General features: G+C 73.5%; 15 protein-coding genes. 11 read left to right on the top strand and 4 right to left on the bottom strand.

Annotated features, from left to right (window positions below; all coding sequences use genetic code 11):
• Positions 1-65: 65 nt before the first annotated feature.
• Together ACZ7LK_RS09195 and ACZ7LK_RS09190 are read left to right on the top strand one after the other, a co-directional pair.
• Positions 66-1067, top strand: a complete 1002-nt coding sequence (locus ACZ7LK_RS09195; protein WP_392272095.1) for a helix-turn-helix domain-containing protein — start codon at positions 66-68, stop codon at positions 1065-1067.
• 29 nt (positions 1068-1096) lie between these two features.
• Positions 1097-1924, top strand: a complete 828-nt coding sequence (locus ACZ7LK_RS09190; RefSeq protein WP_392272096.1) for a trypsin-like serine peptidase — start codon at positions 1097-1099, stop codon at positions 1922-1924.
• Between the two features lie 81 nt (positions 1925-2005).
• Here the strand turns inward: ACZ7LK_RS09190 and lon are convergent, their stop codons facing one another.
• Entirely contained in the window at positions 2006-4417 is a 2412-nt protein-coding gene (gene lon, locus ACZ7LK_RS09185) for an endopeptidase La (protein WP_392272097.1), read from the bottom strand.
• A 151-nt stretch (positions 4418-4568) separates the two neighbouring features.
• Here lon and ACZ7LK_RS09180 point away from each other — a divergent pair, with 151 nt between their 5' ends.
• Positions 4569-4991: a DUF4259 domain-containing protein gene (locus ACZ7LK_RS09180; RefSeq protein ID WP_392272098.1), complete on the top strand. Its 423-nt coding sequence runs from the start codon at positions 4569-4571 to the stop codon at positions 4989-4991.
• Complete coding sequence (locus ACZ7LK_RS09175; protein ID WP_469463139.1) at positions 4985-5788, top strand: nucleotidyltransferase domain-containing protein; 804 nt, start codon at positions 4985-4987, stop codon at positions 5786-5788. The genes ACZ7LK_RS09180 and ACZ7LK_RS09175 overlap by 7 nt, the downstream gene beginning before the upstream one ends.
• A 78-nt stretch (positions 5789-5866) precedes the next feature.
• Here ACZ7LK_RS09175 and ACZ7LK_RS09170 read toward each other — a convergent pair whose 3' ends face one another.
• Entirely contained in the window at positions 5867-6688 is an 822-nt protein-coding gene (locus ACZ7LK_RS09170) for a rhomboid-like protein (RefSeq protein WP_469463140.1), read from the bottom strand.
• Positions 6689-6830: 142 nt separating this feature from the next.
• Here ACZ7LK_RS09170 and ACZ7LK_RS09165 point away from each other — a divergent pair, with 142 nt between their 5' ends.
• The 5 genes from ACZ7LK_RS09165 (at position 6831) to ACZ7LK_RS09145 (ending at position 13941) form a co-directional block, all read left to right on the top strand.
• Complete coding sequence (locus ACZ7LK_RS09165) at positions 6831-7610, top strand: spermidine synthase family protein (protein WP_469463142.1); 780 nt, start codon at positions 6831-6833, stop codon at positions 7608-7610.
• Positions 7611-7692: 82 nt separating this feature from the next.
• Complete coding sequence (locus ACZ7LK_RS09160; protein WP_392272102.1) at positions 7693-8430, top strand: response regulator transcription factor; 738 nt, start codon at positions 7693-7695, stop codon at positions 8428-8430.
• The gene (locus ACZ7LK_RS09155) at positions 8427-9515 is read left to right on the top strand and encodes a HAMP domain-containing sensor histidine kinase (RefSeq protein WP_392272103.1); all 1089 of its coding nucleotides are present in this window, start codon (positions 8427-8429) and stop codon (positions 9513-9515) included. The genes ACZ7LK_RS09160 and ACZ7LK_RS09155 overlap by 4 nt, the downstream gene beginning before the upstream one ends.
• Positions 9516-9784: 269 nt before the next feature.
• Entirely contained in the window at positions 9785-13639 is a 3855-nt protein-coding gene (locus ACZ7LK_RS09150) for a multifunctional oxoglutarate decarboxylase/oxoglutarate dehydrogenase thiamine pyrophosphate-binding subunit/dihydrolipoyllysine-residue succinyltransferase subunit (RefSeq protein ID WP_471139245.1), read from the top strand.
• A gap of 119 nt (positions 13640-13758) precedes the next feature.
• Positions 13759-13941 carry a DUF6104 family protein gene (locus tag ACZ7LK_RS09145; RefSeq protein WP_003961784.1) on the top strand — a complete coding sequence of 61 codons (183 nt, stop codon included), beginning with the start codon at positions 13759-13761 and terminating at the stop codon, positions 13939-13941.
• A gap of 69 nt (positions 13942-14010) precedes the next feature.
• On the opposite strand, the gene ACZ7LK_RS09140 is transcribed toward ACZ7LK_RS09145, so the two are convergent.
• The gene (locus tag ACZ7LK_RS09140) at positions 14011-14901 is read right to left on the bottom strand and encodes a hypothetical protein (RefSeq protein ID WP_471139242.1); all 891 of its coding nucleotides are present in this window, start codon (positions 14899-14901) and stop codon (positions 14011-14013) included.
• A 120-nt stretch (positions 14902-15021) separates the two neighbouring features.
• Here ACZ7LK_RS09140 and ACZ7LK_RS09135 point away from each other — a divergent pair, with 120 nt between their 5' ends.
• The gene (locus tag ACZ7LK_RS09135; protein ID WP_392272106.1) at positions 15022-15855 is read left to right on the top strand and encodes a DUF4097 family beta strand repeat-containing protein; all 834 of its coding nucleotides are present in this window, start codon (positions 15022-15024) and stop codon (positions 15853-15855) included.
• A gap of 1 nt (position 15856) precedes the next feature.
• Positions 15857-16735, top strand: a complete 879-nt coding sequence (locus ACZ7LK_RS09130; RefSeq protein ID WP_392272107.1) for a PadR family transcriptional regulator — start codon at positions 15857-15859, stop codon at positions 16733-16735.
• 60 nt (positions 16736-16795) lie between these two features.
• Here the strand turns inward: ACZ7LK_RS09130 and ACZ7LK_RS09125 are convergent, their stop codons facing one another.
• The gene (locus ACZ7LK_RS09125; RefSeq protein ID WP_471139238.1) at positions 16796-18190 is read right to left on the bottom strand and encodes a glycoside hydrolase family 5 protein; all 1395 of its coding nucleotides are present in this window, start codon (positions 18188-18190) and stop codon (positions 16796-16798) included.
• Between the last annotated feature and the right edge of the window lie 27 nt (positions 18191-18217).

The following is an 18217-nucleotide window of genomic DNA, read 5'->3' as shown; positions in this document are numbered from 1 at the left end:
GGCGGGGTTGAGAAGTGGACACGCACACTTGTGGGGCATGTGAAGGCGGAGTGAGAATCCGACGCATGATCCAGGGAGAACTGACCACTCTCGGCCTGGGCAGGACCGAGGAGCGCGCCTACGAGGCGCTGCTGAAGGAACAGGCGGACGGGGCGGACGAGCTGGCGCGATTGCTCGGCCTGCCGCGCGAGCGGCTGGACGCGGCGCTGGACCGGCTCGTCGAGCACGGTTTCGCCCGGCCGCCCGATCCGCCCGACCCGTCCGATCCGTCCTGCGCGGGGGACGCGCTACCGCACCCGGCCGCACCGGCCGCCGCCATCCGTACGCTGATCCACCGCCGGCAGGCGGAACTGCACCTGCGGTCCGCCGAACTGGCCCGGTTACGCCTGGCCGCCGACCGGTTGGCGGGGGACGCCGGTGCCCCGGGGGGCGAACGGGGGCGCGTCGAGGTGGTGACGGGGCGGCGGGCCATCGCCGAGCGGGCGGCCCGGCTGCTGGACGGCGCGGAGCGGGAGGTCGTCGTCATGGACCGGCCGCCGTACACCGCGCTGGACGTGGAGTCGCTGCTGGCCCGGGGCGTACGGGTGCGGGCGGTGCTGGACCGGGCGGGGCTCGCGGACCCGGGGCGGGCGCGGGCGCTGACCGGCCTGGCGGGGCGCGGACTTCGGGTACGGGTGGCCGCGGACGTCCCGGCGAGGCTGGTCGCGGTGGACCGGCGCGTCACGCTGCTGCCGCCGGCGGACGCCGCCGGGCCGCGGGCGGCCGCGCTGGTGAGCCGGGACGGGCTGCTGTGCGGGGCGCTGCTGCCGCTGTTCGAGGCGGTGTGGGAGCGGGCCGGGCCGCTGGGCGGCGGCGTCGAGGACGGGGCCGCGGCGCTGCCGGGGCCGGAGCGGGAGTTGCTGGCGCTGCTGGCGGCGGGGCACAAGGACGAGGCGATCGCCCGCCGGCTGGGGGTCCATGTGCACACGGCGCGGCGCCGGATCAGCCGGCTGCTGGAGTCGCTGGACGCGCGGACGCGGTTCCAGGCGGGGGCGCGCGCGTCGTCACGGGGCTGGCTGGATGGCTGAGCGGCGCGGCCATGGGCAAGGATGGCCGTATGCGCTGGAAGAGGCCGTTGCTGTGGATCGTCGCCGTCGTCACCACCGCCACCGCGTGCGGGGGGCCGTCGCACTCCGCCGCGCGCCCGGACGGTACGGCCCGGGGCGCCGCGAGCGGCTCCCCCGCGCCGGACCGGGCGAAGGCCCGGGCCGGGGCTCCGGCTCCGCAGCGGTCGGCGGCGCCGTCCGCCGGGCTGCCGTCGGTGGGGGTGCTGCTCGACGAGGACGGCCACTGGTGCACGGCGAGCGTCGTCGACAGCCCGCGGGGCAACGTCGTCGCGACGGCCGCGCACTGTGTGTTCGCGGACGGCTCGGCGAGCTCCGGCTTCTCGTTCGCGCCCGGTTACCGGGGCACGGGCGCGAAGCGGACGCCGTACGGGACGTGGAAGGTCCGTACGGTGCAGGTGGCCGACGCGTGGAAGGCCGCCGGGGACGACGCGGACGCCCACGACTACGCCTTCCTGACCCTGGCGCCGGACGGCCGGGGCCGCCAGGTGCAGGACGTGGTGGGCGCGGCCCGGCCGGACTGGGCGTCCGGCCCCGAGCGCCGGGTGACGGTGGTGGGGTACCCGAACAAGGAGCACAACCCGGCCGACGGCCCGGTCTCCTGCACCACGGACACCCGGCGGGACCCGGACCTGTCCGGCTCGATGCTGATGGAGTGCGACGGCTTCTTCGACGGCACCAGCGGCAGCCCGTGGCTCGCCGCCGGCCGCCTGATCGGCGTCCTGAGCGGCGGCGAGACGGACACCGAGTCCACGGCGGTCCTCTTCGACGCCCGTACCCGCGCGCTCTTCGACCGGGCCGTCAAGGCCGCCGCCACGTAGGGGGCGTGGGACTTTCCGGGGGACGGGCCGGAGCCCCGGGGCGCGGGCGCGCCCCGGGGCTCCGGCCGGCGGACCGCCGGGTCAGGCCGCCACCGGGACCTCCGTGGTGGCGGGGGCGAGCGCCAGCTCCAGGACCTGGCGGACGTCGGTGACGGGGTGGACCTCCAGCTTGTCGAGGATCTCGGCCGGGACGTCGTCCAGGTCGGCCTCGTTCCGCTTGGGGATGATCACGGTGGTGATGCCCGCCCGGTGCGCCGCCAGCAGCTTCTGCTTGACGCCGCCGATCGGCAGCACCCGCCCGGTCAGGGAGACCTCGCCGGTCATCGCCACGTCCGTGCGGACCAGCCGCCCGGACAGCAGCGACGCCAGCGCCGTCGTCATGGTGATGCCCGCGCTCGGGCCGTCCTTGGGCACCGCGCCGGCCGGGAAGTGGATGTGCACGCCCCGGTCCTTGAGGCCCGTGACGGGCAGTTCCAGTTCGGCGCCGTGCGAGCGGAGGAAGCTCAGCGCGATCTGGGCGGACTCCTTCATCACGTCACCGAGCTGGCCGGTCAGCGTCAGGCCCGCCGCGCCCGTCTCCGGGTCGGCCAGCGACGCCTCGACGAACAGGACGTCGCCGCCCGCGCCGGTGACCGCGAGCCCGGTGGCGACACCGGGGACGGCGGTGCGCCGCTCCGCCGGGTCCTGGGCGGACTCGGGCACGTGGTGCGGCCGCCCGATCAGGCCCCGGAGGTCGTCCGCGCCGATGGTGAAGGGCAGCTCCTGTTCGCCCAGTTCGTGCCGGGCGGCGACCTTCCGCAGCAGCCGGGCGATCGACCGCTCCAGGTTCCGGACGCCGGCCTCGCGGGTGTACTCGCCCGCGAGCCTGCGCAGCGCCGGCTCGTCCAGCGTCACCTCGCCGCTCTCCAGGCCCGCCCGCTCCAACTGGCGCGGCAGCAGGTGGTCCCGGGCGATGACGACCTTCTCGTCCTCGGTGTAGCCGTCGAGGCGGACCAGCTCCATCCGGTCGAGGAGCGCCTCGGGGATGGCCTCCAGCACGTTGGCCGTGGCGAGGAAGACCACGTCCGACAGGTCGAGTTCGACCTCCAGGTAGTGGTCGCGGAAGGTGTGGTTCTGCGCCGGGTCCAGCACCTCCAGCAGCGCGGCGGCCGGGTCGCCCCGGAAGTCGGAGCCGACCTTGTCGATCTCGTCGAGCAGGACTACCGGGTTCATGGACCCGGCCTCCTTGATCGCGCGGACGATCCGGCCGGGCAGGGCGCCCACGTAGGTGCGCCGGTGGCCGCGGATCTCCGCCTCGTCGCGTACGCCGCCGAGGGCGACCCGTACGAACTTCCGGCCCATGGCGTGCGCGACCGACTCGCCGAGCGAGGTCTTGCCGACGCCGGGCGGGCCGACCAGCGCCAGCACCGCGCCGCCCCGCCGTCCGCCCACGACGCCCAGGCCGCGGTCGGACCGCCGCTTGCGCACCGCGAGGTACTCGGTGATGCGCTCCTTCACGTCCTCCAGACCGGCGTGCTCGGCGTCCAGGACCTCCTTGGCGCCCCCGATGTCGTAACTGTCCTCGGTGTGCTCGTTCCACGGCATCTCCAGGACCGTGTCGAGCCAGGTGCGGATCCAGGCGGTCTCCGGGTTCTGGTCGCTGGACCGCTCCAGCTTGTCGACCTCCTTGAGGGCGGCCTCGCGCACCTTCTCCGGGAGCCCGGCGTCCTCGACGCGGGCCCGGTAGTCGTCGGACTCGTCGCCCTCCTTCTCGCCGTTGAGCTCGCGCAGCTCCTTGCGTACGGCTTCGAGCTGACGACGCAGCAGGAACTCCCGCTGCTGCTTGTCGACGCCTTCCTGGACGTCCTTGGCGATGGACTCGGCGACGTCCTGTTCGGCGAGGTGCTCGCGAAGCTGCTCGGTGGCGAGCCTCAGGCGGGCGACGGGGTCCTCGGTCTCCAGCAGCTCGACCTTCTGGGCCAGGGTCAGGAACGGCGAGTAGCCGGAGTTGTCGGCGAGGGCGGAGACGCCGTCGATCTGCTGGACGCGGTCCACGACCTGCCAGGCGCCGCGCTTCTTGAGCCAGCTGGTGGCCAGCGCCTTGTACTCCTTGACGAGGTCGGCGACCTGGCCCGGCAGCGGCTCGGGCACCGTCTCCTCGACGGTGGTGCCCTCGACCCACAGGGCGGCGCCCGGGCCGGTCGTGCCGGCGCCGATCCGCACCCGGCCGCGACCGCGGATGAGGGCGCCGGGGTCGCCGTCGGAGAGCCGTCCGACCTGCTCCACGGTGCCGAGGACGCCGGTCGCCGCGTACGTCCCGTCGATGCGTGGCACCAGCAGGACCCGGGGCTTGCCCCCCTGGCCCCCCGAGGACCGGGCCGCCGCCTGGGCGGCCTCCACCGCGGCACGCACCTCGGTGTCGGACAGGTCCAGCGGCACCACCATCCCGGGCAGCACGACCTCGTCGTCGAGCGGCAGCACGGGCAGGGTGAGCGGTGTGGACGTCGAAGCCATGATCTCCCCTTCGGCAGTCAAGTTGAGCTGTACACACTCAATGCTTCTGCCGTGCGGGGTGTTCCCCGGACCTGTTCGCTCTGAGCGATCAGGCGTCACCCGGGGGTACTGCGATGATGCGCGGGACCGTACCGACGACCGGGGGATACGCATGGGGACCTGGGATTCCGGCCCGTTCGACAACGACACCGCCGCCGACTTCTGCGGCGACCTGGATGACGCCGGCGAGGAGGACCGGGCGCGCCTGGTCCGTGACCGGCTGCTGGTGGTGGCCGGCACGACCGGCTACCTGGAGGCGCCCGTGGCCGAGGAGGCGGTCGCCGCGGCCGCGCTGGTCGCCGCGCAGTGCCCGGGCGGTGACCCCGCCGACCCGCACTACGGCCCCGACGAACCCCTCCCGGATCTCACCGGCCTCCGGGCCCTGGCCGTGGAGGCGCTGGACCGGGTGGTGCGGGAGCCGTCGGAGCTGCCGGAGCTGTGGGGCTCCGCCGACGGCGGCTGGCGCGCCTCGGTCGACCGGCTCCGGGACGTCCTGTCGCCCCTCGGTCCGGCCGGCGGGGCGGGCCGGTGCTGAACGAGGACGGGACCCTGGCCCGGGAGGGCTCCCTCGACCGGGTGCCGGAGGTGTTCGCCCCGGTGGTCGACGCCGCGCGGGCGGGCATCGCGGCCGCCTTCGGTCCCGAGCGGCTGCACGGCGCGTACCTGTACGGCAGCGTTCCGCGCGGCACCGCCGTCGCGGGCGTCTCCGACCTCGACCTGCTCATCGCGCTGCGGGCGGAGCCCACGGAGGCCGACCGGGCCGCCGTCGCGGACCTGGAGGCCGAGCTGGACGGCCGGTTCGCGCAGATCGACGGCGCCTCGGCGCTGTTGTTAGGCGTGCCCACCCTGCTCAGCGAGCGGGAGCGGTACGACCTCGGGTTCTTCGTGGCCTGCCTGTGCACCCCGCTGCTGGGCGAGGACCTGGCCGGGCACCTGCCCGGCTACCGGCCCACCTCCCTGCTGGCCCGGGAGACCAACGGCGACCTGGCGCTGCTGCTGCCGCGCTGGCGACGGCGGCTGGCCGGGGCCGGGACGGCGGCCGAACGGGAGCGGCTGGCCCGCGGGGTGGGCCGGCACCTGGTGCGCACGGGCTTCACGCTGGTGCTGCCCCGGCACGGCGACTGGACGAGCGACCTGGAGGGGATGGCGGCGGTGTTCGGCACCCACTACCCGGCACGGGCGGGGCAGATGCGGACGGCCGCGGCGGTGGGTCGCCGCCCGGCGGGCGTGGATGCGGAGGTGCTGGCGGTGCTGATCGAGGACCTGGGGACCTGGCTGGCGGAGGAGTACCGGGTCCTGCACGGCGTGAAGGCGCCCCGCCCCGGGCAGTGACGGGGCGGGCCGGGGACGGGGCCGCCGGCCGGGATCGCGGAGCCGGCCGGGACCGTGAGCCCGACCGGCCCGGCCGGTTCAGGCCACGGGGCGCCGTCGCACGCGGCGCAGCAGCGGCCAGCCGCCGACACCGATCAACAGGGCCAGCGGGTGCCCCCAGTTGGTGAGGGGGTCCTCGAAGGCCAGCAGGTCCTGGAACAGCATCACCGACACCCAGGCCAGCACGACGCCGCGCGCCACCGGGCTCAGCAGCCCGGCCAGCGCCCCGACGGACGCCATCAGGCCGAAGCTGATCCCGTAGTCGAGCCGGTGCAGTGATGTGTGGGGCAGGTGTCCGGCCAGGACGGACAGCCCGACCGGGATCTCCGTCGCCAGGGTCGCCACCACGTGCCCCACCAGGAACACGGCGGCCGCCCGCCACGCCCCGATCCGGCGCTCCAGCGCCGTCAGTACGAAGACGAACCCCAGGGCGTACGGCGAGAACAGGCCACCCGCCACCCACAGCGCGCTGGCGACCAGCACGAGCAGCGGCGTCCGGGACAGGTGGGCGACGTCGGTGCTGGAGGCGTGCAGCAGCCCGGCGACGGTCGCGGGGTCGCCGTACCGGGCGAACAGCGAGGTGGCGACCAGGACGACCGTGTAGCCGAAGGTGAACGGCGTACCGGTGGGCGTGGGAAGGAGCCGCGCCGCCCTCCGCCAGGGTCCCTCCGTACGGACGGTCGGACACGCGGCGTCGTACCCGGAAGCGCCTTCCGGACGGGAGCCCCCGGGGGAAGCACCGGCGGCACCGGTCGCCGCACCCGCGGCATCCGTCGCCGCACCGGCGGCCCGGCGCTGGCCGGGGATGCCCTCCAGCAGCCCGGCGCCGTCCGCCGTCGCGCGCGTCCGGAGCTGGTGCACCGCGAGGCCGCCCTTCCCTGTTGCTACGGAACCCCCCGCACGACACCCCCGGATCATGCTTGCCCCAGCCAACGCGATCATGTGCGCCTCGTCCATGACATAGGTCACAGCGCCGGGCCCGTCCGTCGCTACGCTGAGGATCATGGCTGCGACGACTTCCGTGACGACGCCCCCGGCCCCGACGCCGTCCGCCACCACCGACCCGGCCCACCGGGCCGGCCCGGCCGCACCCGCCGACCCGGCCGGTACGGCCCACCCGCCCGCACCCGTGACGGTCGACCGCCGCGAGGGCCCGTACGGCGAGGTGGTGCTGCGCCGGCGCGGCGAGGTCTTCGAGATCATCGCCAACGGCATCTTCCTGATGGACACCTCCGACGGCCGGTCCGAGCGGCTGCTGGTCGACGCGGCCCTCCGGGCGCTCGGGACCCGGCCGCATCCCGCCGTGCTCGTGGGCGGGCTGGGCGTCGGGTTCTCGCTCGCGCACGCGGCCGCCGAACCCGCCTGGGGGCGCATCGCGGTGGTCGAGCGGGAGGAGGCGGTCATCGACTGGCACCGCTCGGGCCCGCTCGCCCGAGTCTCCGGCGAGGCGCTCGCCGACCCCCGCACGGTGCTGGTCCACGGCGACCTCGTCGCGTACGTCCACGGCTCCTCCGACACGTTCGACGCGCTGTGCCTGGACATCGACAACGGACCCGGCTGGACCGTCACCGAGGACAACGACAGCCTCTACTCGCCGTCCGGTCTGGCCGCCTGCGCGGCCCGGCTGAACCCCGGCGGAGTGCTCGCCGTGTGGTCCGCCCAGCCCTCCACCGATTTCGAAGAGTCATTGCGGAATGCCGGGTTCAGCGGGGTAAGAACCGAAGAGGTCCCGGTTGCCCGGGGCGTACCGGACGTGGTCCACCTCGCCGTTCGCCCTGCGTAGCCGGGACGCGGCCGGTGCCTTTACGCTGCTGACCGAACACACGGATCTACACGCTCGCGCAGGACGCGACAGGGGCGGGGCGATGGAGCAGACACACACCAGCAGTACCGGCACGGCGGTCGCGCCGGGAACACAGCGCCGCGTGCTGGTCGTCGAGGACGACACCACCATCGTCGAGGCCATCTCCGCCCGTTTGCGGGCCGAGGGGTTCCTGGTGCAGACGGCCACCGACGGCCCCGCGGCCGTGGACGCGGCCGAGGCGTGGCAGCCGGACCTGATGGTGCTGGACATCATGCTGCCCGGCTTCGACGGCCTGGAGGTCTGCCGCCGGGTCCAGGCCCAGCGGCCGGTGCCGGTGCTGATGCTGACGGCCCGCGACGACGAGACCGACATGCTGGTCGGCCTCGGGGTCGGCGCCGACGACTACATGACCAAGCCGTTCTCGATGCGGGAGCTGGCCGCCCGGGTGCATGTGCTGCTCCGGCGGGTCGAGCGGGCGGCACTGGCCGCCGTCACCCCGCGCAGCGGCATCCTGCGGCTCGGCGAACTGGAGATCGACCACGCGCAGCGGCGGGTGCGGGTGAAGGGCGAGGACGTCCACCTCACCCCGACCGAGTTCGACCTGCTGGTCTGCCTGGCGAACACGCCCCGCGCGGTGCTCTCGCGCGAGCAGTTGCTCGCCGAGGTGTGGGACTGGGCCGACGCGTCGGGCACCCGGACCGTGGACAGCCACATCAAGGCGCTGCGCCGCAAGATCGGCGCCGAGCGGATCCGTACGGTCCACGGCGTCGGGTACGCACTGGAGACGCCCGCGCCATGAGGTGGCTCCGGTCCCGGCTGCGCCCGGTCTCGATCTCCATCTCGATCAAGACCAAACTGGGCACCCTCGTCGTCGTCTCGGTCTTCATCACGACCGGCCTGCTGATGGTGGCCCTGCGCACGGAGACCGAGCTGCGCTTCATCACCGTCTTCTCGGTGATCGCCACGCTGCTGATCACCCAGTTCGTGGCGCACGGCCTGACCGCGCCGCTGGACGAGATGAACACCGTGGCGAAGTCCATCTCGCACGGTGACTACACCCGCCGGGTGCGCGGCGCGGACCGCCGTGACGAGCTGGGCGACCTGGCCTCCACGATCAACCGCATGGCGGACGACCTGGAGGCGGTGGACCGGCACCGCAAGGAGCTGGTGGCCAACGTCTCGCACGAGCTGCGCACGCCGATCGCGGCACTGCGCGCGGTGCTGGAGAACGTGGTGGACGGGGTCTCGGCCGCCGACCCCGAGACGATGCGCACGGCGCTGAAGCAGACCGAGCGGCTGGGCCGGCTGGTGGAGACGCTGCTGGACCTGTCACGACTGGACAACGGTGTCGTACCGCTCAGGTCGCGGCGCTTCGAGGTGTGGCCCTATCTGTCCGGGGTGCTGAAGGAGGCCAACCTGGCCGCCGCGCGGCGCGGGCTGGACTCCGGGTCGGGCAGCCACACCCGCAAGGACGTGCACCTGCACCTGGACGTGTCGCCGCCGGAGCTGACCGCGCACGCGGACAGCGAGCGGCTGCACCAGGTGGTGGCCAACCTGATCGACAACGCCGTGAAGCACTCGCCGCCGCACGGCCGGGTGACGGTGCGGGCCCGGCGCGGGCGGCAGCCGGAGTCGCTGGACCTGGAAGTGGTGGACGAGGGGCCGGGCATCCCGGAGTCCGAGCGGCACAAGGTCTTCGAGCGGTTCAACCGGGGCAGCGTGGCCTCGCCGCACGGCCCGGGCAGCGACGGCGGTACGGGACTGGGGCTGGCGATCGCCCGCTGGGCGGTCGATCTGCACGGTGGCCGCATCGGAGTGGCCGAATCCGCACGTGGATGCCGTATTCACGTCACTCTTCCAGGGATCCCGCAGTCCCGGGGTTGACGTAGGGTTCGAACCGGAAGGCCACGTTCTGCGTCTACATGGGCAGGACGTGTCCGAGGGTGCGCGCCGGCAGGGGCCGTAGCCGCGCTGTCCCCTACCCATTCGCAGGGCAACCACGCTTGTTTCCCGCCATTTACAGCGCCGAAACACGCCCTCGGATGTGATCTACGCGACGATGGCATGCCCGGCCTGCACGTCCCGGCCAGGGAGGCGTAGCCTTTATTTCCGCTGTCCATCACCTTGTGAAGCGGAAGAGGGCGGTTGCCGCCGTGTCGTCTCAGTCCCCCAGTAACTCGAGTATCTCGACCGACCAAGACGGGCAGGGTCCTTCGAACCCTGCCGCCGCGTTCGGTGCCAATGAGTGGCTCGTCGACGAGATCTACCAGCAGTACCTCCAGGACCCGAATTCGGTCGACCGTGCCTGGTGGGACTTCTTCGCCGACTACAAGCCGGGCGCCTCGTCCGGCTCGGCGGACAAGCCCGCGGGTGAGGGTGCCGTAGCCGCGGGGGCTGCGGGCACCGCCCAGGCCCCGGCCGCTCCGGCGCAGCCGGCAGCAGCGGCACCCGCACAGGCCGCTGCTCCCGCCCCCGCCCAGGCCCAGGCTCCCGCCGCCCAGCCCGCGCCCGCCGCGCAGGCCCCGGCTCCCGCCCCGGCCCCGGCCGCGAAGCCCGCCGCGCAGGCCCCGGCCGCGAAGCCGGCCGCCGCGCCCGCCGCGAAGCCCGCCGCCAAGGCGCAGCCGGCCACCGAGGCCCCCGCCGGCCCCGAGTACGTGCCGCTGCGCGGCCCGGCCGCCGCGGTCGCCAAGAACATGAACGCCTCGCTGGAGCTGCCGACGGCCACGTCCGTCCGCGCCGTCCCGGTGAAGCTGCTGTTCGACAACCGCATCGTCATCAACAACCACCTCAAGCGCGCCCGCGGCGGGAAGATCTCCTTCACGCACCTGATCGGGTACGCGATGGTGCAGGCCATCAAGGCCATGCCGTCGATGAACTACTCGTACGGCGAGAAGGACGGCAAGCCGGTCCTGGTCAAGCCGGAACACGTCAACTTCGGTCTGGCGATCGACCTGGTGAAGCCGAACGGCGAGCGCCAGCTCGTCGTCGCGGGCATCAAGAAGGCCGAGACGCTCGGCTTCTTCGAGTTCTGGCAGGCGTACGAGGACATCGTCCGCCGCGCCCGCAACAACAAGCTGACGATGGACGACTTCACCGGCGTCACCGTCTCGCTGACCAACCCCGGCGGCCTCGGCACCGTCCACTCCGTGCCGCGTCTGATGCCCGGTCAGTCGGTCATCATGGGCGTCGGCTCGATGGACTACCCGGCCGAGTTCCAGGGCACCTCGCAGGACACCCTGAACAAGCTGGGCATCTCCAAGGTGATGACGCTCACCTCGACGTACGACCACCGGGTCATCCAGGGTGCCGCGTCGGGCGAGTTCCTCCGCATCGTCGCGGGCCTCCTCCTCGGTGAGAACGGCTTCTACGACGAGATCTTCGAGTCGCTGCGCATCCCCTACGAGCCGGTCCGCTGGCTCAAGGACATCGACGCGTCGCACGACGACGACGTCACCAAGGCCGCGCGCGTCTTCGAGCTCATCCACTCCTACCGGGTCCGCGGCCACGTCATGGCCGACACCGACCCGCTGGAGTACCGCCAGCGCAAGCACCCCGACCTGGACATCACCGAGCACGGCCTGACGCTCTGGGACCTGGAGCGGGAGTTCGCGGTCGGCGGCTTCGGCGGCAAGTCGATGATGAAGCTCCGCGACATCCTCGGCGTGCTGCGCGACTCGTACTGCCGCACCACCGGCATCGAGTTCATGCACATCCAGGACCCCAAGCAGCGCAAGTGGATCCAGGACCGTGTGGAGCGCCCGCACTCCAAGCCGGAGCGCGAGGAGCAGCTTCGCATCCTGCGCCGGCTGAACGCAGCCGAGGCGTTCGAGACGTTCCTCCAGACCAAGTACGTCGGCCAGAAGCGGTTCTCGCTGGAGGGCGGCGAGTCCGTCATCCCGCTGCTCGACGCGGTGATCGACTCGGCCGCCGAGTCGCGCCTGGACGAGGTCGTCATCGGCATGGCCCACCGCGGCCGCCTGAACGTGCTGGCGAACATCGTCGGCAAGTCGTACGCGCAGATCTTCCGCGAGTTCGAGGGCAACCTCGACCCGAAGTCGATGCACGGCTCCGGCGACGTGAAGTACCACCTGGGCGCCGAGGGCACCTTCACCGGGCTCGACGGCGAGCAGATCAAGGTCTCCCTGGTCGCCAACCCGTCGCACCTGGAAGCCGTGGACCCCGTCCTGGAGGGTGTCGTCCGCGCCAAGCAGGACGTCATCAACAAGGGCGGCACGGACTTCACCGTCCTGCCCGTCGCCCTGCACGGTGACGCGGCCTTCGCCGGCCAGGGCGTGGTCGCCGAGACGCTGAACATGTCGCAGCTTCGCGGCTACCGCACCGGCGGCACGGTCCACATCGTGATCAACAACCAGGTCGGCTTCACCGCCGCCCCGGAGTCGTCGCGCTCCTCGATGTACGCGACCGACGTGGCCCGCATGATCGAGGCGCCGATCTTCCACGTGAACGGCGACGACCCGGAGGCCGTGGTCCGCGTGGCGCGCCTGGCCTTCGAGTTCCGCCAGACGTTCAACAAGGACGTCGTGATCGACCTCATCTGCTACCGCCGCCGCGGTCACAACGAGGGCGACAACCCGCAGTTCACCAACCCGCAGATGTACAGCCTGATCGACAAGAAGCGCTCGGTGCGCAAGCTCTACACCGAGTCGCTGATCGGCCGTGGCGACATCACGCTGGAAGAGGCGGAGCAGGCGCTCCAGGACTTCCAGGGCCAGCTTGAGAAGGTGTTCGCCGAGGTCCGCGAGGCCACCTCGCAGCCCGGCCCGGCGCACAGCCCCGAGGTGCAGGCCGAGTTCCCGGTCGCCGTCACCACCGCGGTCTCCCAGGAGGTCGTGAAGCGGATCGCCGAGTCGCAGGTCAACATCCCCGACCACGTCAAGGTGCACCCGCGCCTGATGCCGCAGCTCCAGCGCCGTGCCGCCTCCATCGACGACGGCACGATCGACTGGGGCATGGGCGAGACCCTGGCCATCGGTTCACTGCTGATGGAGGGCACCCCGGTCCGGCTCGCCGGGCAGGACACCCGCCGCGGCACCTTCGGCCAGCGCCACGCGGTGCTGGTGGACCAGGAGACCGGCGAGGACTACACCCCGCTCCAGTACCTCTCCGACGACCAGGCCCGCTACAACGTCTACGACTCGCTGCTGAGCGAGTACGCGGCGATGGGCTTCGAGTACGGCTACTCCCTGGCGCGGCCCGAGTCGCTGGTCATGTGGGAGGCGCAGTTCGGTGACTTCGTCAACGGCGCGCAGACCGTCCTCGACGAGTTCATCTCCTCGGCCGAGCAGAAGTGGGGCCAGACCTCCGGCGTCACGCTGCTGCTGCCGCACGGCTACGAGGGCCAGGGCCCGGACCACTCCTCGGCCCGTCCGGAGCGCTTCCTCCAGATGTGCGCGCAGGACAACATGACGGTCGCCATGCCGACGCTGCCGTCGAACTACTTCCACCTCCTGCGGTGGCAGGTGCACAACCCGCACCACAAGCCGCTGGTCGTCTTCACCCCGAAGTCGATGCTGCGCCTGAAGGCCGCCGCGTCGAAGGCGGAGGAGTTCACCACCGGCGGCTTCCGCCCGGTGATCGGTGACGACTCGGTCGACGCGAACGCGGTCCGCAAGGTCGTGTTCTGCTCCGGCAAGGTCTACTACGACCTGGAGGCCGAGCGGGTCAAGCGCGGCGTCACGGACACGGCGATCATCCGCCTCGAGCGCCTCTACCCGCTGCCGGGTGCGGAGATCCAGGCCGAGATCTCCAAGTACCCGAACGCCGAGAAGTACCTGTGGGCCCAGGAGGAGCCGGCGAACCAGGGTGCCTGGCCGTTCATCGCGCTCAACCTGATCGACCACCTGGACCTGGCGGTCGGCGCCGACATCCCGCACGGTGAGCGCCTGCGCCGCATCTCGCGGCCGCACAGCTCGTCCCCGGCGGTCGGCTCGGCCAAGCGCCACCAGGCCGAGCAGGCCCAGCTCGTCAGCGAGGTCTTCGACGCCTGACCGGCGCCCCGGCCTCACCCGGAGGGCCCGGCCCGCATCACCGATGCGGGCCGGGCCCTCCGGCGTGCGGGTGCATATCCTGGCGGGGAACCTTCCTGACCTTTTCTATGGAGCACGTCTTGTACTTCACCGACCGTGGCATCGAGGAACTGGAGAAGCGGCGCGGCGAGGAGGAGGTCACCTTCGAGTGGCTCGCCGAGCAGCTGCGGACGTTCGTCGACCTCAACCCCGACTTCGAGGTCCCCGTCGAGCGGCTGGCCACCTGGCTGGCGCGGCTGGACGACGAGGACGAGGACGAGTAGTCGGCTCCCGCCCGGGGGCCCGCGCGGCCGTCCCCGCGCCGGGCCGGCTCCGCGCGGTCGGCTCCGCGGTCAGCTCCCTGCCGGGACCGGGGCGTACGGGGGGTGCTCGCGGGCGAGCCCCAGGGTGCCCCGGGCGATCAGCAGGACGGCCGTCGTCGCCCAGCCCGGGCTGCGTCGGGTGAGCGCCCAGGCGAGCAGCGGGAGACCCGCCGCGAGCTGGGCCGTGGCCAGCGCGCGGGCGCGGTGGCGGGGGCCGTGCGGCCGGGCCGCGAGGGCGCGGTGCGCCGGCGCGGCGCGGCCGGGCCGGCTCTCCGGGGCGGTGTCCCCGGGGCGGGGGGTTTCCGGTTCCGCGGGGCGGGGGGTTTCCGGTGCGGTGCCTCCGGGGCGGGTGGCCGGAGCGACCGGCTCGGCGCCCCGCGCCTCGGCGGCCGCCCAGAGGCGGGATGCCGGTGCGCCGGGGGTGAGCCCCGGCGGGAGGGTCAGGCCGTGCCGGGTCAGGACGGCCGTGAGGCCCAGCAGCCGGGCCGGGGCGGCGGCGTGCGGGTCGGGCCGGGTGAGGGGTTCGAGGTCCTGGACGTCCAGGACGGGGTCGAGCCCCAGGCGGGCGGCGAAGGTGTGCATGGCCTCGTCCTCGCCCGCGGGGGTGCCGTCCGCGAGCCAGGTGTAGCCGACGGGGCGGCGGAAGCCGGTCGCGAGGACGCACCCCGCGCGGTCCTCGTCCCACCACAGGGCCACCACCGGCCACGTCCCCGCGACGCCCAGCGCGCCGGCCCACCCCGCGGCGACCCGGTCGACCGGTTCGGTGCCGTCCCGCCAGGGGCCGCCCTCGGGGACGAGCACGGTCCAGCCGGGACCGGCCGGGGCGAGGAGCAGAGGCTCGCGCAGGAGCGGGGCCGGGGCCCGTACGGATGCCGTATCGGCCCGGCAGAGCAGCAGCGCACCCGGGGAAGTCGCGTTCATGGCCCTCAACCTAGGGCAATTTGCCCCGTTTCGGCACGCTTGACTTCACCGCACCGCGATATATCGTGTTCTCCACGAGACGCGATATGTTGCGTTCGCGTCCTGCCCCAGGGAGGCCCCATGCCGGAGTGGTCCGTCGACACGCCGACGAAACTCACCCTCGACGACACAGCCGTGACCGCGCTGAACGTGCGTCTGGTCAACGGCACGGTCAACGTCGTGGGCACGGACGAGGGCCCGGTCCGGCTGGAGGTCTCCGCGATCGAGGGCCCGCCCCTGATCGTCACCCAGCAGGGCTCCACCCTGACCATCGCCTATGAGGACCTGCCCTGGCAGGGGTTCCTCAAGTGGCTGGACCCGAAGGGGTGGCACCGCAGCGCCGTGGTCTCCCTCGCCGTTCCGGCGGGCGCGCGCGTCGAGGTCGGCGTGATCGGCGCGGGGGCCGTGGTCTCCGGTGTCCGGGGGCGTACGGACGTCCGCGGCGTCACCGGTGACACCACCCTGGTCGGCCTCTCCGGCGAGGTGCGCGCGGAGACCGTCTCCGGGAGCGTGGAGGCCCAGGCGCTCACCGGGGACCTCCGTTTCACGTCCGTGTCGGGCGACCTCACGGTCGTCGACGGGGCCGGCACCTCCGTGCGGGCCGAGTCGGTCAGCGGCGACATGGTCGTCGACCTCGACCCCGCCGGGCAGCCCGCCGACATCCGGCTCACCACCGTCTCCGGCGAGGTCGCCATCCGGCTGCCGCACCCGGCGGACGCCCAGGTCGAGGCCAACACCGTGGGCGGGGCCGTCTCCAACGCCTTCGACGACCTGCGCGTCACCGGCCAGTGGGGCGCGAAGAAGATCACCGGCACGCTCGGCGACGGCAGGGGCTCGCTGAAGGCCTCCACGGTCTCCGGCTCCATCGCGCTGCTGCGCCGGCCGGAGGAAGCCCCCACCGGAAAGGTGCTCTGACATGTCCCCCGTCTTCGCCCACGGCCGGCTCCGCCTCTACCTGCTCAAGCTGCTCGACGAGGCGCCGCGCCACGGCTACGAGGTGATCCGGCTCCTGGAGGAGCGCTTCCACGGCCTGTACGCGCCCTCCGCCGGCACCGTCTACCCCCGGCTGGCCAAGCTGGAGGCCGAGGGCCTGGTCACGCACGCCACCGAGGGCGGCCGCAAGGTGTACTCGATCACCGACGCCGGCCGCGAGGAGCTCGCCGGCCGCGGCGCCGAACTGGCCGACCTGGAGCGGGAGATCCGCGACTCGGTCTCCGAACTGGCCGCCGAGATCCGCGACGACGTGCGCGGGGCGGCGGGCACGCTGCGCCGCGAGATGCGGGCGGCGGCGGGCGAGTCCCGGAGCACGCCGCCGCCGGGCGACGAGTGGGCGGCGTGGCGCCGGGCCAAGCAGGAGTGGAAGGACCAGGCCCGGCGCGCCAAGGACGAGTCCCGGCGCGCCCGCGAGGACGCGCAGGCCGCTCGGCGCCAGGCCAAGGAGGCCCAGGACCGGGCCCGCCAGGAGATGCAGCGGCTCGCCCAGCAGGTGCAGGACACCGTGCTGCGCGGCGACGGCCTGGCCGACCTCGCCGGCCGGCTGGGCAACCTGCTCGGCGGCACGCCCCCCACGAAGCCCGGCCCCGCCCCGCAGCCCCCGGAGTGGGCCGCGGCCGGCGGCACCCCGTCCACCGACCCGGCCCGCGACCTGGAGCGCCTGCTGGACCGCTTCCGCGACGACGTCCGCGACGCGGCCCGCGACCACGGCGTCACCGACGCCCAGCTCACCGAGGCCCGCCACCACCTCTCCACCGCCGCGGCCCACATCACCGCCCTCCTCAGGACCCCCCGGGACTGACCCGGGACCGACCCGGGACCGACCCGGCGGCTGAGCCGTCCCGGCCGGTGCGGGGACGGCTCAGCCCCCGTCCCCGCCCCGAGTTCCCGGGACCATCGAGATCGTGACCGCCGCGCCCGGGAGCGCTCGTACGTCGATGCGGGCCGAGCGGTGCGGGGGGACCGTGGTGGCGGTCGGCCTGGCCCGGCCTTCGACCGTGAGGCGCCAGCCGTCCCGGGACGGGGGCAGTGACAGCACCGTGGCACCGCCGCGCCCGGCGACGTAGGACAGCCGGGACGGGCTCTGGGTGATCACCCGGCCGGCCACCGCCTCCGCGTACGGGGCGGCCGTCTGCTCCTTGTTGGCGCGCCAGGCGCCCGAGCCGTCCACCGCGCAGTACCCGCCGCCGTAGCACCACACGTAGCCCGCCCAGCCCGAGCTGTAGCGGTTCAGGGAGGCCAGCGCGTCGCGGTAGAAGCGGCCCATCCCCGGCAGGGAGTTGTTCAGCGGGCCCCACTCCCCCACGACCACCGGGACGCCGTACTCCTTCGGGTAGCGCGTGACGGCCGCCTCGTACGCCTCGATCCAGCCGGCGTCCGGGTCGTAGTCGGCGCCCGCCTCCATGGCGGTGTTGTAGAAGTGCGGGGCGTAGACGACCTTGTGGTCCTCGACGCGGCCGAGGCCCGTCGGGACGCCCTCGCCCACGATCGGCGTCGGTTCGACGAAGAGCCAGTGGTCGTCGTCGACGGCACGGATCGCGTCCGCGAGGCGGTTGTACATCGGCGTGAGGTGCTCGCGCTCGATGCGGCGGGCGGCGGTGGGCAGGTCCTCGCCCTCGCGCAGCTCGCCCATCGGCTCGTTGACGAGGTCGTAGCCGAACACCGCGGGGTGGTGTGCGAGGCGGCCGGCGAGGACCCGCCACATCCGGGCCTGGGCACGCCGCAGGTCCTCGTCCTCGTAGAGGTGTGTGAACGCGCGCTGCACGGCCGGTTCGAAGTACTCGGCGAACCAGTCGTCCGGGTGCGGGGTGAACGGCAGGCCGTCGGTGCGGGTGGCCCACGCGGGGATGCCCCGGTGGCCGAAGGCCGGGCCGAAGACGTCCTGGTGGGCGTCGATGAGGACCCGTACGTCATGGGCCTCGGCCCAGTCCAGGATCCGCTCGATCTTGCGCAGGTAGGCCTCGCTGTACCGGCCCCGCCGTGGTTCCAGGTCGTCCCAGAAGACCAGCAGCCGTGCGAAGTCGAAGCCCTGGGCCCGCATGTCGCGGAAGTGCCGCTCGGTGACGGCCGACAGGGCGGCGTCACCGCGGTGGATCTTGTCCTCGACGTTCCAGCCGCGCAGCGTCAGGACGCGGCCGCGGTCGTCGGTCAGGCGGGGGACGTCCCGCCCGGCGGGCGGGGAGGGGGCCGACGCCCCGGCGGGCGGGGCGAGGACCAGCAGGACGGAGAGTGCGAGGGCGAAGGCGAGGGCGCGCATGGGGACCTCCGGCACGGTGTCGGTGCC

The sequence above is a fragment of the Streptomyces sp. NPDC039423 genome, assembly GCF_055598725.1.
Note: the sequence above shows the minus strand (reverse complement) of the source record. Positions and strands in the feature narration are given on the sequence as shown.